Consider the following 19,761-nt stretch of genomic DNA (forward strand, 5'->3'; position numbering starts at 1 on the left):
CTGTATTGTAAAAGAAGTTTGTATATAAAGTCAACTGACATAATATCATTGACGTTATATCAACTAAGATGATATATTTCAATTAGTTAGAATAAAAAGAAAATTAAAAGAAGGTGACACCATGTATAAAGAACCATTTCAACCAACTTATGAGTATGCGCTTGAATGTGATAAACATGATGAACTGAAAGATTTTCAAACTGAATTTTATAAAAAAGAAGGAACAATATATTTAGATGGAAACTCATTAGGGCTGCTTTCGAAAAGAGCAGAGAAATCGTTGCTTACGTTGCTAGATTCATGGAAAGAGTTTGGTATTGATGGCTGGACAGAAGGAGAGCATCCGTGGTTTTTCCTTTCAGAGAAATTAGGTGAATTAACAGCACCTCTTATCGGAGCTTTACCAGAAGAAACGATTGTAACCGGTTCCACAACTGCAAATATACACCAAGTTATTGCAACTTTTTATGAGCCGAAAGGTATACGTACAAAAATTCTTGCGGATGAGTTAACATTCCCGTCAGATATATATGCACTTCAGAGCCAAATTCGTTTAAAAGGCTTAGATCCAGATGAGCATTTAGTACGAGTGAAAAGCCGAGATGGTAGAACACTTTCTGAAGATGATATTATTCAGGCAATGACAGATGATATCGCTTTAATTTTATTACCTTCTGTTTTATATAGAAGTGGACAAATTCTTGATATGAAACGTTTAACAGAAGAAGCACATAAACGCGGTATTCATATTGGCTTTGATTTATGTCATTCAATTGGTTCTATTCCGCACCATTTTAATGAGTGGGATGTTGATTTCGCTGTATGGTGTAATTATAAATATTTAAATGCTGGCCCTGGTGGCGTTGCGGGATTATATGTAAATAAAAAACACTTTAATAGACTCCCAGGATTGTCTGGTTGGTTTAGTTCTAGAAAAGATAAGCAATTTGATATGGAGCATATATTAACAGCGGCTGATCACGCAGGTGCTTATCAAATTGGTACACCTCACGTATTAAGTACAGCGCCGTTAGTCGGTTCTCTGGAAATTTTTAAAGAAGCTGGTATTGAGAAGTTACGTGAAAAATCACTTCATATTACGAGATACATGCTAGATTTAATTGATTATGAATTAAAAGATTTCGGATTTACAATTGGAAATCCGTTAGAGGATGAAAAACGAGGCGGGCATATTTATTTAGAGCACACTGAAGCAGCGCGCATATGTAAAGCGTTAAAAGCGAATGGAGTAATTCCTGATTTTCGGGCGCCAAACGGTGTGAGACTTGCGCCAGTAGCCTTATATAATACGTACGAGGAAGTATGGAATTCTGTTCGGATTTTAAAGGAAATTATGAAAGAAGAAGAATATAAGCAGTTTGAAAATAAGCGAGAGGTTGTGGCGTAAGCATGAAACCATCACAGTGGATTGATATTTCGCAACCGCTAAATAATGAAATCGCGACTTGGCCAGGTGATACACCATTCTCGTATGAGGTTTCATGGTCCAAAGAAGAGAGTGGCTCAGTAAATGTCGGAAAGTTAACGATGAGTATTCATACAGGTACTCATATTGATGCACCTTTTCACTTTGATAATGAGGGTAAGAAAGTAATAGATTTAGATGTCCAAGTATATGTCGGACCTGCGCGGATCATTGATGTTTCAAATCTTGAAAGCATAGGGAAAAAGGAATTAGAATGCTTTAATTTAGAAGGTGTAGAACGATTGTTGTTACGCACATCTTCACATGGTAAAGCAAATGAATTCCCAGATGTAATTCCGCATTTACGCGCTGATATTGCACCGTTTCTTTCAGATAAGGGTATTCGTTTAATCGGGGTGGACGTACCATCAGTTGATCCATTAGATGATAAAGAATTAGCAGCACACCATCAATTATTTAAACACGGAATTCACATTTTAGAAAATGTCGTACTAGATCACGTAACAGACGGTGATTATGAATTAATAGCATTACCACTTGCATTAACAGATGCAGATGGTAGTCCAGTTCGAGCAGTGATTAGACCAATATAAGTAGAAACATAAAAAAGGGGCGTTTGGCTAATATGAAAGAAAACGAAAAGGTAATAATGGAAAAAGGAATTCATACGGACTTTAAAGAGAATATGACGTACGGGGAATATTTACAATTAGATAGTTTACTATCTTCTCAAAAGAGATTATCAGACCACCATGATGAAATGTTATTTATCGTTATTCACCAAGCAAGTGAGCTTTGGATGAAACTAATTTTACATGAACTGAATGCGGCAATTGAATCAATTAAGCAAAATAAATTACAACCAGCTTTTAAAATGTTAGCACGTGTATCAAAAATTCAGTCTCAAATTATTCAATCTTGGGATATTCTTGCGACGTTAACACCATCAGAATATATTGAGTTTCGTGATTCACTCGGTCAAGCTTCAGGTTTTCAATCGTATCAATATCGTATGATTGAGTATGCACTTGGCTATAAAACGCCACATGCATTAAAAATTTATGAAAAGGATCCAGAATTACACGCTCGTCTTCATAAAGCGCTACATGCACCAAGTTTGTATGATGTGGCAATTCAAGCACTTGTAAAAGAAGGATTCCAAATTCATAAAGATGTGTTAAATCGTGATATTACGCAGCCTTACGAAGAAGATGCAACAGTAGAAGCAGCTTGGATAGAAGTGTATGCGGACGTGAAGAAATATTGGGATCTATATCAGCTTGCTGAAAAATTAATCGATATTGAGGACTGGCTACAACAATGGCGTTTCCGTCATATGAAAACGGTAGAACGAATTATCGGACATAAAATGGGAACAGGTGGCTCTTCTGGTGTATCATATTTAAAACGAGTACTTGATCAACAGTTCTTCCCAGAGCTTTGGAATGTTCGTACGAAATTATAAAAATAAACCTGTCAGTTTGGCTGACAGGTTTATTTTTATATTCGAGCACAATTATGTATTCAGTGAATGAAAAAGATATAATAAATTAAATAACTATTTAATTGGAGGTAAAGTTTTTGGATTTCAAGCAACTAGAAAATAAATTCGAAAAGAAAAAAGTGAATACATTTCTTGTTTATCAAAAAGGTGAGTTAACAACTGAGTATTATAAAACATTAGAATGTGAAAGTAACTTATATAAAATAAATTCGATTACAAAAAGTATTGTATCTATATTAATTGGTATCTCAATTGATAAAGGATATATAAATAGTGTACATACATCGATTACGGAGTGGATTGAAAATGTACCGGAGGAAAAGAGTGATTTGACGCTTTATCACTTATTAACGATGACTACGGGTGAGAATTGGAAAGAGTTCGGAAATGGAGTAGTATTCCCTAATGATTTTGTTGAATCAGATAACTGGGTAAGGTACATTTTAGAAAAGCCGCTTATTGAAAAAATAGGTACGAGAATGAATTATAATTCAGGTTCTTCTCACTTACTTAGTTACATCATTCAACAAGCTACCGGAATGTCTACGAAGCAGTTTGCGAAAAGATATTTATTTGAGCCATTAGCTATTAGCGAATATGAGTGGCAACAAGACCCACAAGGTATATATGTCGGCGGATTCGGTATGAAAATGAAATCTAAAGATTTATTAAAGTTAGGTATATTATGTTTACAAAATGGATATTGGCAGGGGAATGAAATAGTATCATCGAAATGGATAAAAGAATCGAGTAAAGCTCTATTTGAAACGTATGAGCACGTTGGGGCATATGGATTTCACTGGTGGATATTAAATAACGAAAGATTTCACATACCGTATTGTATATATTTTGCTATGGGATATGGAGGACAATACATTGTTATCATTCCGCAGTTAGAACTTGTCGCTGTAATGAGCAGTCATATGCCAAAACGTGGACTCGTTCCATTAAAATTATTTATTGAGCATGTGCAACAAAATTCCCATTATATATAAGGAGGGGGGAATATGTTATGAACAGTGCTAAAATGATAGCGGTATTTAGACTTTGTTTAAGCCTTTTAGCGTTTAGTGCACTGATTACTCAATTTGTTACGAGGGCACAAGTAAAACCGTTTAATCCAACTAATTTTTTTAGTTTCTTCACTATTGAAAGTAACATCTTAGTTGCATTCATCCTACTTTTAAGCAGCATTGGAACAGCTACATTTGGTCGATCAGAGCAGTTTGGAGTTCTTCGCGGTGCAGCTACAGTATACATACTAACAACAGGTCTTATTTATTTTTTGTTGTTAAGGGGTTTAGAGGAATCACTTCAAACACCGATTCCTTGGGTAAATACAGTGCTGCACTACATCATGCCACTTGCAATGATATTAGATTGGGTTATAAATTCACCTACGAAGACCATTACATGGAAACAGGCTGCGAGTTGGCTCATTTTCCCACTTTTATATGTAGTCTATAGCCTAATACGCGGTCCATTCGTGAATTGGTACCCATATCCGTTTTTAGATCCGAGAATAGGTGGGTATGATAGAGTATTTTTATATAGTATAGGGATAGCCGTTGTAATTGGTGTTATTTGTGGACTGGTAAAAATTCTAGCATACAAGAAAATGAAATACTAGCATGTCTTGAATGTGTATATAAAGAAACCTCTGTCTGTAAGTAAAGACGGAGGTTTCTTTAATTTAACTTGCGAAAATCCGATTGGTGTAGGTTCATAATCATCTGGGATAGAAGCTCACATTGTTTTAAGTTTTATTCTACCGATTAGTCTTTTGAAACGACATCTTTATAAATTTCTCTGTCTTCGTATCAAACTCTACATCAACAAAAACACCATATTCTTTTCCATTTTCACGTAGCCATAATTTAAACTTTTCAACTGTTACTTGAACTGTTTTTGGTTTTCTACCTATATGAAGATAATCAACAATCTCCGCTTTTGGGTATTGTTCTTTCGTCTTTTCTACAGCAAGTTTCCCCCATTTCGCATAAGGCGGCTGTGCGTGAACAATTGATGACCCCGTATATATATTTGAACATGTTGTTAATAAAAAAATGACGAGTGCGATACGCTTTAAGAATTGCTTCATAATAAACTCCTTTTATTCTTTTTGTATATTGTTTACATATTCTTTCAACGATATAAGCTTGGATTTTTTTGTCTTCTTTACATAAAAGCGATGGTTTTACAAAACATAACCAAGAAATCATTTCCGTAATTAAGGAGGGAAATCTATGCGTAAAAAAGCTATTTTTAAAATAGCAGTTTTACTTGCGTTCATAGGACTATCTTTGATGGTCAGTAGTATACAACTGAAAAATGTAGAAGCCTTTTCGAATCAAGTCATTCAAAGAGGAGCATCTGGTGAAGATGTCATTGAACTGCAATCTCGTTTGAAATATAACGGATTTTATACAGGGAAAGTAGATGGTGTTTTCGGATGGGGTACATACTGGGCACTTCGGAATTTTCAGGAGAAATTTGGACTACCTGTTGATGGTTTAGCGGGTGCTGCAACGAAGCAAAAACTTGTTAAAGCAACGAAGTATGACAAATCGACCGCTAATAAAGGTACTACAACGAATAAAGGAAATAGCAGTGGTACTGCACAAGAAAATAAACCACCACAAAGTAAAGGGACAAATGTTCCAAATGGTTATTCTCAAAATGACATACAGCTTATGGCAAACGCGGTATATGGAGAGTCACGTGGGGAACCGTACTTAGGACAAGTTGCAGTAGCAGCGGTTATATTAAATCGTGTTACAAGTGCATCATTCCCAAATACTATATCAGGTGTAATCTTTGAGCCAAGAGCTTTTACAGCAGTAGCAGATGGACAAATATATTTAACACCAAATGAAACAGCGAAAAAAGCTGTACTCGATGCGATTAATGGATGGGATCCAACAGGTAATGCTTTATATTATTTCAACCCAGATACGGCAACAAGTAAATGGATTTGGAGTCGTCCACAAATTAAAAAAATCGGTAAACATATTTTCTGTAAATAGAGCGGAGGTGGAAACATGTTACGAGGTATTATCATTGTTTTATTAACAGTCGGTGTAGTTGGAACAGGATATTGGGGCTATAAAGAGCATCAAGAGAAAAATGCGGTTTTAATTCGAGCGGAAAACAGTTATCAACGTGCATTTCATGATTTAGCATACGAGGTTGATTTGTTACACGATAAAATTGGGACAACGCTTGCAATGAATTCGCGTACATCTTTATCACCAGCATTAGCGGATGTGTGGCGTTTAACATCTGAAGCTCGTTCTGATGTAGGTCAACTGCCATTAACATTAATGCCGTTTAATAAAACAGAAGAATTTTTAGCGAATATCGGTGATTTTAGTTACCGTGCAGCCATTCGTGATTTAGAAAAAGAACCGTTAAATGATCAAGAGTATAAAACTTTACAAACTTTATATTCGAACGCAGGTGATATTCAAGATGAGCTAAGAAAAGTACAGCATCTTGCTTTGAAAAATAATTTACGATGGATGGATGTGGAACTGGCCCTTGCTTCAAATCGTGATCCAGCAGATAACACAATTATTGACGGATTTAAAACAGTTGAAAAGAATGTAACATCCTATTCATCTACAAATTTTGGACCGACATTTACAAGTGCGCAAAAAAATAAAAAAGGTGGATTTGAAGCAGGAGGAAAAGCAATTTCTGAAGATGAAGCAGTAAAAATCGCAAAATCATTTTTGAATTTAAAAGGAAATGAAAAAGTAGATGTCGAGAAAAGTGGAAAAGGTGCAAAAGAGTCTTTCTACAGTGTGAAAATTAAAGACCCAGCAACGAATAATGAGTATTATATGGATATTACAGGAAAAGGTGGATATCCAATTTGGGTAATGAATAATCGAGAAATTAAAGAACAGAAAATTAGTTTAAATGATGCCGGAAGTAAAGGGTTGACGTTTTTAAAGGATCATAAGTTTAATAATATGGAGCTTTATGATAGTTCTCAGTATGACAATATCGGTGTATTTACGTATGTAGTAAATGAGAATGGCGTACGTATTTATCCGGAAGCAATTCAAATGAAAATTGCTTTAGATGACGGTTCCATCGTAGGATTTTCTGCAAAAGAATATTTGGCATCACATCAAAAACGAACAATTCCATCTGCAAAGCTTACTGCTGCAGAGGCAAGAAAGAAAATAAACCCTGATGTAAAAGTGATGGAGGAGCGAAAAGCTGTAGTCGTAAATGACTTGCATAACGAAGTACTTTGCTATGAATTTGTGGGTACTTTAGGGAAAGATACGTATCAAATTTTTATTAACGCAAATAATGGAGCAGAGGAAAAAGTGAAGAAAATGCAATCCGTTGAAAAAATTTATGATTAAACTTTAATAGTAAAGTGGTGAAAATAATGAAAATCCTAATATATATGTTGATGCTTTGCTTTATTATAACTGGATGCAGCATTGGCAAAAAAGACAATCCAAACGAAAAGCCAGAACAAAAAAATGTTTCAACAAAAAATGTTAATTATACGAACAAATCAAATAAGCCAAATGAAAAAGCAGCGGACCATTTAGCATCTTTAGCTGCAAGTGTACCTGGAGTAAATGATGCAACAGCAGTAGTAGTTGGCAAATATGCTGTTGTCGGTATTGATGTAAAAGCAAAACTAGATAGAACTCGTGTAGAATCAATTAAATACTCTGTTGCAGAAAGTTTAAAAAATGATCCTGATGGTGCAAACGCAGTAGTTGTAGCGGATATTGATACGTACGAACGTCTTAAGGAAATTGGAAAACAAATCAAAAAAGGTAACACGGGAGAAGGTATACTAGAAGAATTAGCAGCAATTGTTGGCCGAGTAATGCCGCAAGTTCCAAATGATATGATTGAAAATCGAGAAACGAATCCAATTAAAGATAATGACAAGCAATTACCAAAAGATGAAGAACAAGAACTAAGAAAAGAACAGGATGACCAATCAAATAATCACTTGAATAAGTAAAATGAGCCTCGTACTACATTGTGCGAGGCTTATTTTATCATATCATTAAATATTCAGTTTATTTATAAGGAAATATATGGTTTAATTATGTATAGGAGGGACAACTGTTATGATGAAAAAAAGCGCATGTATATTATGTAGTTTATGCCTCAGTTTCAGTATGACAGCGTGTGAACAGACGAAAGAAGTGAAACAGCAAACAGCAACTTCTTCTACTGTGATGGAAAGTCAGAAGAAAGAATCTATCAATATAAATCATTTCTCGAAAATAGATGAAGGAATGACTTATGCTGAAGTGAAGGATTTAATCGGTTTTGAAGGGAATTTACTTATAGAAGAAGGGGTAGAACATTCTACACAAATTAAACAAATTTTTGCTTGGAAGGGAACCGACCCAAATTCATTTGCTGAAATTATATTTTTAGATGGGAAAGTTCATTCTAAAGTGCAGCAAGGTTTAAGCTAATTAGTTGAAAAATGGGAGAGTTGATCATGAACATACATACTGGGGAAATTCAATTAGTTCCGTATAAGGAGACGTATAAAGAAATTATACAATCATTTACTTTACCAAGTGAACAAGTTCAATTCACATCAGATCCAGGGGGATTATTGGAAAAAGCAAAAAGTGATCGTACAAAAAATGTAATCGTTATTTTAGATTATAACGGTGTACCTGTTGGTCTTTTTGCATTACAAACAGGTGATAGAGTACAGGAGTTCACAGAAAATGAAGACGCTTTACTTTTAACATCCTTTTCTATAAATTACGATAAACAAAGAAAAGGATATGCTGAAAAGTCACTGGCGTTATTACAAGAGTTTGTAAAACGTTATTTTCCAATAAAAAATGAAGTTGTACTTGCTGTAAATGAAAAGAATATTCCTGCACAAAATTTATATGAAAAAGTTGGTTTCCAAGATAAAGGCTTTAGAAGAATGGGACCAATTGGCCAACAAATAATAATGCATTTACCTATAATGAAATAATAAGATGAAAAACTTGCTATTGAATAATCATGTAGTAAGTTTTTTTATTATAACGATTTTTGATGTAAAATATATTTGTCTAAAATGAAATTGTTAAGTCTATTTAAAGATGAGGGGTAATGATATGACAATTTATATTGCACTGCTAAGGGGAATCAATGTAGGTGGACATAAAGTAATCAAAATGGCTGATCTGAAAAAAGTGTTTGAATCAATAGGATTAAAACAAGTAAAAACATATATACAAAGCGGTAATATCGTGTTCGAATCTGAGGAAGATATAAACTTTCTAAAGGGACGAATACAATCTGAAATTAAAAACGTTTTTGATTTTGATGTTCCAGTTATGCTAAGAACATATGATGAATTTGTAAATATTATAAAAAGGTGTCCTTATGAAGCTAATTCATTGCTAAAAGGAGAAAGTATATACGTTGCTTTCTTAGCGAATGAACTTTCTGAAAAAGAAAAAGATCAGTTGCTTATGCAAAAAAATGAGACTGAAGATTGTTATATACATGAAAAAGTTGTGTATTTATCTTTCAAAAATAGCATTCGGAATTCTAAATTAATGAACCAGTTTCAGAAGTTACATACACCAGCTACAGTATGGAATTGGCGGACTGTGAATAAGTTAAAGGCGATAGTAGAGAGTATGCAACTATAAAAAGAAGAGGTTTCCTATAGACAGAAAACCTCTTCTTTTTATTTATATTGTTTCGCGACAATGAGTTCAATGATAGGATAAATAAAGAATGAAGAGCACAGTGCGATAAAAAGAGGGAAGTTTTTAACCCCATCTAAATTAGCTCCCATAGAAAATCCTTCAGAGAAGAGTAAGATAAGGAACATTACAACTACGAGCGTAAAATACGCAATTTTAGAGCTTTTATATGTAATTTGTTGCCCCATTTCATCCTGACTTTCTTCTGATACACCGTGGGGATCTCCCCATGTAATCTGATTGATGAGGTAGCTAATTATTATAGCGCTAGTGAAAATTGTGCCACCTAAAATCTCACCTTCAGCGATGTATTTATAAACTCCATGTATAAGCACTGCAAGTAATGATAAAACGATTGTTATTAAAATGAATTTTTTGCGATTCATATGAGAAATGACACCTCCATTGTTGTAAAAAACTCTTTACAATTATAGTATAAAATTGGAAAAGTTGCATGTCAAATATTTTTTACATGCATGGTGAAGGTATATAATATTTTGTTTTAAAGATAAATAAAAAATTACATTACATCTGAATGTAAAAGAATGGGCTCGCATATATTGGGAAGGGATGTCAGATTAAACTAGGGGGTAGTTATGTCTATTCTTTTAAAAGCGGGTGCAGATGCAGGAAATAACGGTCTGAAATTAATGGTGAAAGGGCAAGATCCTATTTTTATTCCGAGTATTTATTCTTTATATATAGGAGAACCTACAGGATTGTTAGAAGAGGGCGATGTTTCGTTATCAGAATTAGAAAATCACATTGATGTGACCATTAGTTCTCCATCACTAATGTTAAATAATGTACGGTACATCGTTGGAGAAAAAGTAATTCAAGATCAATTAAAAGGTACTGAGGTAGAGAAGAAATCGAATAAGTCGACAGATGAGTTAATGGTTATTACAATTCTATCAGGTTTAGCGGTAAGTGCTATGCGTCAAAGCCCAACTTCCGGTCATATTAATATTCGATATGATTTATCGGTCGCTCTTCCTATGCAGCTTATTACACAAGAAATAGCTGCGGAAAACGCGAAACGTTATATGGGCAATCATAAGGTTGTTTTCCATTATCCGAACGGACGTGATGTGACAGTTAATATTTCTATCGAGTTTTGTAAATGTCTACCTGAAGGTGCTTCTGGGACGTGGGGCATTGTATATGATGAAGAAGGAAATGTTGTGAAGCATAAAATAGAATGTGAACAAAACAAAGTTTCTGAAATTGATTTTGTAGATAAAACGTTACTATCTTTTGATATAGGTGCTGGAACGACAGAAGAAGTTGTATCGTTAGGGGTAAACTTTAGACCTCAATTAAGTAAGGGCTTATCTTATGGGGTGAAAGAAACATTACTACAAGTTATTACAAGGTGGAACCGGAAATATCCGACAAAGACGATTGATAGTATTACAGAATTTAATCAAATTTATTTAAATGATAAACACCCGAGAAATGCATCATTAGTTGAGGAATCACAACCAGCACTCTTAGGTTTGGCAGCTCGTGTCGCAACCGATATTATAAATAAAATTGATGATATGAAAGACGATCCATACGTATTTATTTATGGCGGGGGCGCAGTAATTATTAAAAACAGTTTAAAGATGATTTTAAAACAAAAAGGACGATTAAAAAATGTAATCTTCGTAGATAATCCATTATTTACAAATGCACGAGGATTATTAGTCTACACTTGTTCGCCAAAATATAGAGAGCATAAGCAAAAAGAGTTAGGGTTTACAAACTTAACGATAAGTTAGTTGGTGGAAGTATGCGATCTAGGCGATATAAACGTGGTGATCGAGTAAAAATCAATATTCATAAATCAGTATCACCTGAAATGCTTGCATGGCTTAATAAACAATCAAACCCAACTAATTTCTTTTTCTTTGCTGCACAGCAACTATTTAAACAAGTGGGAGATATCGATGTGTCAAAAGCTTTACCCAGTAGCCATGTTTTCTCATTATATGTGGAGCCATCGTCCTTATTAAAGATCGAAGTAAATCCTTTTAAAAACGTACCACTAGAAGCAAACAAACCCACCGAGAGCGTAAAAAAAAGATCATGGGAATCTGTCGATCAATTAGATTGTCCGTTTTTTTAGACATAGAAAAATATAGGTAACGCTCATCACTATACATACGAATAAAGTGATGGGCTTTTGTTTGTGTGAAGCCATTTCAATAAATAGAAGGGGCACAATATAATTTGTGCCCCTTCTATTTATTGATTTTATTTACATTTTGGATGTATGTTTTGTAACTGCTTGAATTATGTTTTCCCAGTCATCAGGGTGATTTTCATGTCCTGCTCCCTCAAGAGTTAATAATTCTGAATTTGGAATTTCATCAATCAGTGCAAGACCATGTTCAAATGGGAGTGCTGTATCATCTGTTCCATGAATTACTAACGTAGGAGTTTTTATCGAATGAAGTATACCTTCATAAGCATCATCACCTTGAAGTAAAGCGTGATTAAACATACTTAATAGATTGTTAGCTCGTTCTATTTCTTGTTTTACTTGTTTATAGACCCTGTTTTCATCAAATGTTCGTTTGGATCCACATAATAGACGAGATCCTGAAACTAAATACTCTGTGACAGCATTTTGATTTGCCCAATCTATATTTTTACCATTTACGTGATGTGTTAAAATCCTTTCATCCATTGGGGGTAAATCACGAGTGTTGTTATCAGATCCTATTACACTTGTAGCTAACAAAGTTAACGTTAAAATTCTTTCAGGATGTTTTACAGCGGCAATTTGAGCAATCATACCACCTAATGACATACCAAATAGATGTGCTCTATCAATATGATACGCATCTAGTACCCCAGTTGCATCTTCAGCCATGTCTGTTACTGTATAATTTGAAGTTCCAGGTTCGTATGTAACAGAGCGTCCTACATCACGGTTATCAAAGCGAATAACAAATTTCCCTGTATTAGCCAACCGTTCACAAAACTCTTCATCCCAGTAAACCATGGAACACGTAGCTCCCATAATTAATAAAATAGCAGGATTATTAGGATTACCAAAGCTTTCTGTACATATATCAATACCGTTTATTTTGATTAACTTTGCGCTCATAGTATTCTCTCCATTCTTTTGAGTTTAATTACAAATACAATTTTGAGAGGTTCTAAGATGTACACAAGATTGTTTTGGAACTCATAATGTTAATTAGTAGCGTAGCATAAAACCTCCCAAAAATAAGTTTATTATCATTCAAGACGAAAAATTTTGAGAAATAATTGTGTGTTATTAAAATAAACAGCAAAGAGGAGAGGTAATGGAAACTATATCTCTCCGAAAGAATCATCCTCTAAAATAAAAAATTGATATAACTCTGCTAGTTCTACAAGTTCCATCCTTCTTTCTTTACTCATCACAGTACCTGTCGGGTTCTGAAAAGTGGGATTCACATATGTTTTATGGGGGAATCTTGCTGTTAATTATATCTGTTGTAATGGAACAGCCAAATCTAGATGTATTAACATTTTGGAATGTGCAATGGCCAATTTTATATCTCATATTTATAGGATCTATCGGTGAACACGGTTTATATTACTGGCTTTTATCAAAAATAAATCCTATATTTCCATCGACTTGGTTGTATGTGTCACCATTAATCGCTGTTATTGCAGGTTATTTTGTATTAGGAGAACCATTAAACCCTGCAATGGGAATAGGTGCTTGTTTCATATTGATTGGTGTGTTTTTAGCAAATCGTTCCACGCTCAGAACTTATTTCAAACAAGGACGGTTATTAGAGAAGGAAATGTAATCGGACAAAGAAACAGCCCTGTAAATTACAGGGCTGTTTGAAATTTATTAATGATACGCATTGACTTTATTTACTAGAAAGCCGTAAAATTATTAAGCTAAAGTGAACTGTAAAAAGAGGGGAGTTATTATAGAAATGAACTGGAATGAAGTAAAAGAAAAAATTCGACCACAAATTTCAAAACCATCATATGAAACTTGGCTTACTAATACGACTGTTTATTTAGAAGATGATATATTAACAATTTACTGTCCTCATGAATTTGCACGTGATTGGTTAGAATCACATTATAAAGAATTAATATTTAATACATTAAGAGAAATGTTTCATACAACGTTTGAAATTCAGTTTGATGTATTCATAGACGAACCATCTAAAGCGAAAGATACTCCAATAGATAGAATTAATATTTGGGATGAAGTAAAGAAAGCATTAAGACCTAAACTAGCAGAGAAAACATTTATGAAATGGATTAGAAATACAAATGCTATTATTGAAGATAATAAATTAATAATCTTTTGTGAAGATGTGTTTCATCGTGATTTGCTTGAAGGGGAGTATAAGAGTTTAATTTCAAGTACCGTACAGAAACTTACAAACGATGAATATCAAATTTGGTTCGAAATAGAATCAAACGCTACTTCTATAGCACAGATTCATCACATGCAAAATAACCAACTCACTTCCGGACAAGAGGAATCAAAAACAATTTGGAATAAAATAAAAGATAAAATCCAAGTAATCATTTCAAGACCTTCATTTGAAACATGGGTCAAAGAAACGACAGCCAGAATAAATGAAGATTCATTGATCATTTATTTTGAAAACGAATTCCAACAAAAGTGGGTTGAACAGTCTTATAAAGATTTAATTTCGCAAATAGCCAAAGAAGTAACTGGAAATACATATGACCTTCAATTTGAATTAAAATCAAATACAAATGGAACCAATAATAATGAAAAATCAAAATCAACTATTGAAAATACCACTTCCGAATTAGGGGAGCAGTTCAAAGTTTCTAATGATCATTTAAAATATAATGATGTAGATGATAGCAATAAACGCATTCAAGCCTTAGAAGAAAAAATAATGAACTTGGAAAAAGTCATTGGTACATTAGTGGGAAAATTAGAGGTAGTAGAATCAAAAACACAGTTGGAAAAATAACCAACTGTGTTTTTATACTTAATTCGCTTTTTTTATAAAACCTTTATAATGACGTTTCACAAGCTGACTTTCTAAAGTCTTCATTGTCTCTAGTGCTACACCGACGATGATAAGTAAGCTTGTACCACCAATTTGTGCAGAAGGTGGTAATGCAGCAACCTTTGTAAATACGAGCGGCAATATAGAAATTGCGCCTAAGAAAATTGCACCGATAAATGTTAGTCTGTATAAAATTTTAGTTACATATTGTTCTGTTGATTTACCAGGACGAATCCCCGGAACATAACCGTTTTGTTTTTTCAAATTCTCAGCCATCTGTTCAGGGTTTACTTGAATAAATGCGTAGAAATATGTAAAAGCAACGATAAGGCCAACATAAAGCGCCATTCCAATTGGATGTGCGAAATCAAAATTCGTAATTATCCATTTTGATACGCCTGAATCAGGGAAGAGTTGCGCAATTGTACGCGGCGTCATTAAAAATGCGGAAGCAAAGATAACGGGAATAACACCAGCACTATTTACTTTAAGAGGTAAATGAGTGTTTTTTGCTCCTTGATATTGATTGTTTCCTGATACAGCTTTTGCATATTGAATCGGTATTTTACGAACCGCTTGTTGGATGTAAATAACACCTACAACTATCGCTAAAATTACGAGTCCAATTAAAACCATTTTTACGATATGCATAAATAACTGATCGCCTGCGTTTTGGAATTGTTGCAAATAAATTTGATTAGCGACATTCGGAATCGCCGCAACAAGTCCTGCGAAGATAATCATCGAAATACCATTACCAACACCTTTAGCAGTGATTTGTTCACCTAACCAAAGTAAAAATGCAGTACCTGCAGTTAATACTGTCGCAATAAATAAGTATGTAGTCCAGCTTTGATCTGTTATTAATTGTCCACCTGCTATATTATTAAAACCATAAGACATCCCAATGGATTGTATGAATGCGAGAATGATTGTAAAGTATCGAGTAAATTGAGCTGATTTCTTACGGCCCATTTCTCCTTGCTTTGCCCATTCTGAAAATTTAGGTATAACGTCCATTTGTAGTAATTGTACTATGATGGAAGCTGTAATATATGGTGTAATACCTACAGCAAAGATCGAGAAGTGTTGCAGTGCTCCTCCGCCAAATACGTTCAGCATACCTAAAACATTGGCTTGATCTTGTACTTTTAATACCTCTGCGTTAGTATGAGGAACTGGAATAAACGTGCCAATTCGAAAAACAATTAGCATCGCTAGTGTAAAAAGAATTTTGTTTCTTATCTCAGCTACTCTCATGAAATTTGAAATCGTACGAAACATTATGTCGCCTCCTATATTTTTATCAGTTCAAAACTGATTATTATACCCTAATGAAGTAACCACAAACCTCCTTCCGCATTAAATTCATTTGACAAATGGATTTTCATACATTTTGTAGTTTTCACGGATATAAAAATATAAGGTGTTAAATAAAGCGATCTATAAACTTTTCGTAATCATTCAATACCCATAATATATCGAATAAATTAACAAATGTACATACATACGCATGAAAAATGAATGAATAGGGGCATTTTTTACATTTATTTAATGATAAATTGAAAGAACAATGCTTTTAATTATTACATTTCTATTAAGTTGCTAGGACGATGAAAGAGATTTTTTATTTAGAGTTAAAATAAAATTTTTTCATACCTATAACTTCTACAAATTTAGTAATGTAGCAAAGATGAGTTAAACATGACTTCTAATTTCAAAGAGTTGAAATCCGCATATATTCGAGTCGCAACTAATAAATATGGAGCGAATACAGCCATATATTAATACATTGTGAAAACAGCTAATGTCCTTTTAAGGATATTAACTGTTTGTTACGTAACTATGTATTAGTGAAAATAAACTTACTAAGCAATGATTAGGCTGGGTATTTTTAATAAGTTGCGACAAATATATAAGGTTTAAAGTCTATAAAAACAGAAAATTAATAATGTATTGACCTCTTCTTATCAAGATCCGGAGCAGGTATTAACTTATATGGAAGCACATGATAATCATACATTATGGGATAAACGTTCCTGCGTTAAGTTCATTAGTTTTAAAAACAGAGAAACCGATTAAATAAATGCCAAAAGCGGAGTGAAGGTTGTTTTCACTTCGCTTTTAAATTTAAAACAGTATAATTTCACATACTGTAATTATATTACAATTTAATAAACAAAAAGAGAAGAACTCACCAAGGTTCTTCTCTTTTTTATGTGTAATTATGGTTTCCATAATTGTAAATATAAGAGTTTTTGAAAATAGCAAAAGGTAAGACGGTGAACCGATTTACAAAGTAACAAGAAAATGACAAAACTGTAAGAATGCATGAATGTTTGTAAGAAAGTTCGATGTTTTCCTTTTTCTTTAAGTATTAATTTACTGGATATGCATTAGAACCGAGATAACGTTCTTTTATAATTTGAAGATGATGAAGCTCATGACCAGCGATGATGTATGCTAATGCACGAACTGTAACTTCAGATTTGTTCGCATTTCCTCTTTGTAACCAAGTGTCTTTATCTAAACTTCTAAGTAAATGCACGGTAGATTGGCGAACAACTATTAGATTCTCAAGAAGATCTTGCATAGATTGCTTATCAAAAGCAGCTTTAAGAACATACATATCATCGTTATAGCCTGGAAGTTCTGCTGTCTCGCCTCGAGCAATAGATAACAAGCGATACGCCATAATACGTTCTGTATCTGCTATATGACCGAATACTTCTTTTATACTCCATTTAGTAGGAGCATATCGGAAAAGCCCCTTGCTATCAGAAATCTCTTTTAATAAAAGATTCGTTTCCTTTATTTGTTGTTCTAGAATATGTATGATATTTCCGTCTGATACCAAGTTAATATACGTTGCATAATAGGAGTTATATTCACTTGCCTTTGGTCTAATTTGCATACGAATCATCCTTTATATTTAATCTTTAAGTACAACTTATCACAAAAGAGTTTTGAATTAATCTGAAAGTTCGAAATTACAATTAAAAAATTTACCTACTACCTTAGTCGAAATAGTGTACTTTCACATCAATTAACAAACAGAAAAAGGACTTTTGATTTAACTCTTAGAATATCGTTCTATTACGAGTACTTTGATATTAATTGTTTTTTTGATTATTTTTGATGATAACGAGGAAATATAGAAAGGTTGTGAATTTATTTGATGGGTTATAAAGCTATGCTGTTTGATTTAGATGATACGTTACTTAATAGGGATATGGCAGTAGATAAATTGTTTTTATTTGTTTTAGAAAAGTGTTATGAGGATGTTAGTGATACAGTTAAAAACAATATGTTACAGAAATTCAAAGAATACGATAAAAGGGAATACGGCATGAGTGATAAAACGATAGTTTTAGAATCATTGTTTGATGAATTCCCGCCGAAGTATAGATTACCACGCAATTACATCCAAGATTTTTGGAATGAAAAATTCCCTAAATGTTTTTCGATAGACCAAAATACTATTCATTTCTTAAATCATATAAAAAAGCACTTTGAAGTTGGAATTATAACAAATGGCTCAACTCAAAGGCAAAAGGCTAAAATAATTAACACGAATTTAAACAATTACTTTGATACGATCATTATTTCTGAAGAAGTGGGATTTAGTAAACCTGATAAACGTATATTCGAACTAGCATTAAATAAGCTAAATTTACAGCCGGAAAATACTTTATTTGTTGGGGATGACTTAGAAAAGGATATTGCTGGTCCTCAAAATGCAAATATAAAAGGTGTGTGGTTTAACCCTCAGAAAATCAAGAATACTACCAAAATACAACCATATGCCGAGATTAACACTTTGGATAGCTTGTTAAGTTATGTTACGCCACAATATTTTTTTAACAAGTAAAATTAATTTCATCGACCGTATTAGTAATAAAATACAATAAAAAATAGAGGCGATTTTAATAACTGCGGCTAATTTAATCTATGGTTAATACGAAGTTTTGTAAAAAAATTTTACTCATACTGTGTAAATTATAAAGAGGTGGGACTATGGAAATAAAGACAGTGGTAATTGACGGAATAAATATTGCGGTCATAAGAAATGATAAGGTACTAATATCCGATGTTCAAACTGCACTGGATCTTATGGCAACAGTTCAATATGAGGTAGATGCGAAACATATTATCATCCATAAATCTTTAATAAGTGAAGATTTCTTTGATTTAAAAACACGTCTTGCGGGTGATATTCTTCAAAAGTTTATAAACTACAAGGTAAAGTTTGCTATCATTGGAGATTTCTCTATGTATACTAGTAAAAGCTTAAAGGATTTTATTTATGAATGTAATAAAGGTAGAGATATTTTTTACTTAGCAACTGAACAACAAGCAATTGAAAAATTAAGTACATTGAAGTAATAATAATACCCCAATAAAATCTCCCTCTTTTTCATATCGCTTATTATTTACAACATATAAGAACTGATGTTTGTGGTAAACTGAGAAATGAGTAAAGGGGGAGTTTTCTTGAACAATTTTAATGATACAATCCGAAATTTAAACAATATAGTTTACAAACCTAACAATTTAATAATTACGAATCTAAAAGAAGAAAAGCAAAACGCAGAATATGCAGGATGTATATTTCACTTAAATAACAAAACCATTCGTTTTAGAAAATCAAAAATTACTCCTAATAAAATTGGTCAATTTGTTTCTTTTTGGGAGAAAGATGACAATATGCAAAATCAAGCATTTTCTTATGAAGCTGCTCCTGACTTATTAGTTATTACTTGTATAGATGATAATAAACTAGGACAATTTATTTTCCCTATAGAGATACTTCTTAAGGAAAAAATCTTGAGAACACAAAATCAAAAAGGCAAGATGGCTATGAGGATTTATCCTATATGGGATAACCCTGTCAGCAATCAAGCTAAAAAGAGCCAAATGTGGCAACTTCAATATTTTGTTGATTTCAGTGATAATAATAAATTGCCAATAGAAAAATTATTGAATTTGTATTCATAGCTTTTGATTGGATCCAAAAAGAAGCAATCCTTTTGTATCACGGATTATAAAAAAGGTATTTGTAATGGTTAATTCTTATATTTTACTATC

General features: G+C 33.2%; 22 protein-coding genes and 2 pseudogenes. 18 read left to right on the forward strand and 6 right to left on the reverse strand.

Annotation, left to right across the window (positions count from 1 at the left end; all coding sequences use genetic code 11):
• Positions 1 to 121: 121 nt before the first annotated feature.
• The 5 genes from kynU to COC96_RS06855 all read left to right on the forward strand — a co-directional run bounded on the left by kynU (position 122) and on the right by COC96_RS06855 (position 4,581).
• Complete coding sequence (gene kynU, locus COC96_RS06835) at positions 122 to 1,408, forward strand: kynureninase (protein WP_098768556.1); 1,287 nt, start codon at positions 122 to 124, stop codon at positions 1,406 to 1,408.
• 2 nt (positions 1,409 to 1,410) lie between these two features.
• On the forward strand, positions 1,411 to 2,040 hold the full coding sequence (kynB, locus tag COC96_RS06840; protein WP_098768557.1) for an arylformamidase: 630 nt from the start codon (positions 1,411 to 1,413) through the stop codon (positions 2,038 to 2,040).
• Positions 2,041 to 2,072: 32 nt separating this feature from the next.
• Complete coding sequence (gene kynA, locus COC96_RS06845; RefSeq protein ID WP_098768558.1) at positions 2,073 to 2,912, forward strand: tryptophan 2,3-dioxygenase; 840 nt, start codon at positions 2,073 to 2,075, stop codon at positions 2,910 to 2,912.
• 116 nt (positions 2,913 to 3,028) lie between these two features.
• Positions 3,029 to 3,946: a serine hydrolase domain-containing protein gene (locus tag COC96_RS06850; protein ID WP_098266529.1), complete on the forward strand. Its 918-nt coding sequence runs from the start codon at positions 3,029 to 3,031 to the stop codon at positions 3,944 to 3,946.
• Positions 3,947 to 3,963: 17 nt separating this feature from the next.
• Entirely contained in the window at positions 3,964 to 4,581 is a 618-nt protein-coding gene (locus COC96_RS06855) for a Pr6Pr family membrane protein (RefSeq protein WP_098768559.1), read from the forward strand.
• 138 nt (positions 4,582 to 4,719) lie between these two features.
• Here the strand turns inward: COC96_RS06855 and COC96_RS06860 are convergent, their stop codons facing one another.
• Positions 4,720 to 5,052: a DUF3889 domain-containing protein gene (locus COC96_RS06860; protein ID WP_098266531.1), complete on the reverse strand. Its 333-nt coding sequence runs from the start codon at positions 5,050 to 5,052 to the stop codon at positions 4,720 to 4,722.
• A gap of 145 nt (positions 5,053 to 5,197) precedes the next feature.
• Between COC96_RS06860 and sleB the strand changes: the two genes are divergently transcribed.
• From sleB to COC96_RS06890, 6 genes are all read left to right on the forward strand, one after another.
• A complete protein-coding gene (sleB, locus tag COC96_RS06865) occupies positions 5,198 to 5,977 on the forward strand; it encodes a spore cortex-lytic enzyme (RefSeq protein WP_098768560.1) in 780 nt (259 codons plus the stop codon).
• 15 nt (positions 5,978 to 5,992) lie between these two features.
• Positions 5,993 to 7,333: a germination protein YpeB gene (ypeB, locus tag COC96_RS06870; RefSeq protein WP_098768561.1), complete on the forward strand. Its 1,341-nt coding sequence runs from the start codon at positions 5,993 to 5,995 to the stop codon at positions 7,331 to 7,333.
• 26 nt (positions 7,334 to 7,359) lie between these two features.
• On the forward strand, positions 7,360 to 7,956 hold the full coding sequence (locus COC96_RS06875) for a YhcN/YlaJ family sporulation lipoprotein (RefSeq protein WP_088229301.1): 597 nt from the start codon (positions 7,360 to 7,362) through the stop codon (positions 7,954 to 7,956).
• 109 nt (positions 7,957 to 8,065) lie between these two features.
• A complete protein-coding gene (locus COC96_RS06880) occupies positions 8,066 to 8,422 on the forward strand; it encodes a hypothetical protein (protein ID WP_098768562.1) in 357 nt (118 codons plus the stop codon).
• A 26-nt stretch (positions 8,423 to 8,448) separates the two neighbouring features.
• On the forward strand, positions 8,449 to 8,946 hold the full coding sequence (locus tag COC96_RS06885; protein WP_098768563.1) for a GNAT family N-acetyltransferase: 498 nt from the start codon (positions 8,449 to 8,451) through the stop codon (positions 8,944 to 8,946).
• A gap of 124 nt (positions 8,947 to 9,070) precedes the next feature.
• Positions 9,071 to 9,613: a DUF1697 domain-containing protein gene (locus COC96_RS06890; protein WP_098768564.1), complete on the forward strand. Its 543-nt coding sequence runs from the start codon at positions 9,071 to 9,073 to the stop codon at positions 9,611 to 9,613.
• A 38-nt stretch (positions 9,614 to 9,651) separates the two neighbouring features.
• On the opposite strand, the gene COC96_RS06895 is transcribed toward COC96_RS06890, so the two are convergent.
• Positions 9,652 to 10,056, reverse strand: a complete 405-nt coding sequence (locus tag COC96_RS06895; protein ID WP_098266537.1) for a hypothetical protein — start codon at positions 10,054 to 10,056, stop codon at positions 9,652 to 9,654.
• A gap of 210 nt (positions 10,057 to 10,266) precedes the next feature.
• On the opposite strand from COC96_RS06895, the gene COC96_RS06900 reads away from it, so the two are divergent.
• Together COC96_RS06900 and COC96_RS06905 are read left to right on the forward strand one after the other, a co-directional pair.
• Positions 10,267 to 11,436 (forward strand): ParM/StbA family protein, encoded by a 1,170-nt coding sequence (locus COC96_RS06900; protein WP_098266538.1) that lies wholly within the window; start codon positions 10,267 to 10,269, stop codon positions 11,434 to 11,436.
• 11 nt (positions 11,437 to 11,447) lie between these two features.
• Entirely contained in the window at positions 11,448 to 11,783 is a 336-nt protein-coding gene (locus tag COC96_RS06905; RefSeq protein WP_098266539.1) for a hypothetical protein, read from the forward strand.
• A gap of 132 nt (positions 11,784 to 11,915) precedes the next feature.
• On the opposite strand, the gene COC96_RS06910 is transcribed toward COC96_RS06905, so the two are convergent.
• Both COC96_RS06910 and COC96_RS28460 read right to left on the reverse strand, forming a co-directional pair.
• The gene (locus COC96_RS06910; protein WP_098768565.1) at positions 11,916 to 12,770 is read right to left on the reverse strand and encodes an alpha/beta fold hydrolase; all 855 of its coding nucleotides are present in this window, start codon (positions 12,768 to 12,770) and stop codon (positions 11,916 to 11,918) included.
• A gap of 212 nt (positions 12,771 to 12,982) precedes the next feature.
• A pseudogene (locus COC96_RS28460) lies at positions 12,983 to 13,120 on the reverse strand (PLP-dependent aminotransferase family protein); the annotation flags it as partial.
• Between COC96_RS28460 and COC96_RS06915 the strand changes: the two are divergent.
• Positions 13,108 to 13,467: pseudogene (locus tag COC96_RS06915) on the forward strand (EamA family transporter); the annotation flags it as partial. The pseudogenes COC96_RS28460 and COC96_RS06915 overlap by 13 nt on opposite strands.
• A 129-nt stretch (positions 13,468 to 13,596) precedes the next feature.
• Complete coding sequence (locus COC96_RS06920; protein WP_098768596.1) at positions 13,597 to 14,634, forward strand: DnaA N-terminal domain-containing protein; 1,038 nt, start codon at positions 13,597 to 13,599, stop codon at positions 14,632 to 14,634.
• Between the two features lie 18 nt (positions 14,635 to 14,652).
• On the opposite strand, the gene secY is transcribed toward COC96_RS06920, so the two are convergent.
• Complete coding sequence (secY, locus tag COC96_RS06925; protein ID WP_088229307.1) at positions 14,653 to 15,957, reverse strand: preprotein translocase subunit SecY; 1,305 nt, start codon at positions 15,955 to 15,957, stop codon at positions 14,653 to 14,655.
• 1,093 nt (positions 15,958 to 17,050) lie between these two features.
• Positions 17,051 to 17,587 (reverse strand): DinB family protein, encoded by a 537-nt coding sequence (locus COC96_RS06930; RefSeq protein ID WP_141536148.1) that lies wholly within the window; start codon positions 17,585 to 17,587, stop codon positions 17,051 to 17,053.
• A gap of 264 nt (positions 17,588 to 17,851) precedes the next feature.
• Between COC96_RS06930 and COC96_RS06935 the strand changes: the two genes are divergently transcribed.
• The 3 genes from COC96_RS06935 to COC96_RS06945 all read left to right on the forward strand — a co-directional run bounded on the left by COC96_RS06935 (position 17,852) and on the right by COC96_RS06945 (position 19,671).
• Positions 17,852 to 18,544, forward strand: coding sequence for an HAD family hydrolase (locus tag COC96_RS06935; protein ID WP_141536149.1), 693 nt, complete (start codon positions 17,852 to 17,854; stop codon positions 18,542 to 18,544).
• Positions 18,545 to 18,690: 146 nt separating this feature from the next.
• On the forward strand, positions 18,691 to 19,059 hold the full coding sequence (locus COC96_RS06940) for a DUF4180 domain-containing protein (RefSeq protein ID WP_098266545.1): 369 nt from the start codon (positions 18,691 to 18,693) through the stop codon (positions 19,057 to 19,059).
• 87 nt (positions 19,060 to 19,146) lie between these two features.
• Entirely contained in the window at positions 19,147 to 19,671 is a 525-nt protein-coding gene (locus COC96_RS06945) for a MepB family protein (protein WP_098266546.1), read from the forward strand.
• Positions 19,672 to 19,761: the final 90 nt, after the last annotated feature.

It is taken from the genome of Bacillus cereus, assembly GCF_002577405.1.
Lineage (GTDB): Bacteria > Bacillota > Bacilli > Bacillales > Bacillaceae_G > Bacillus_A > Bacillus_A cereus_AU.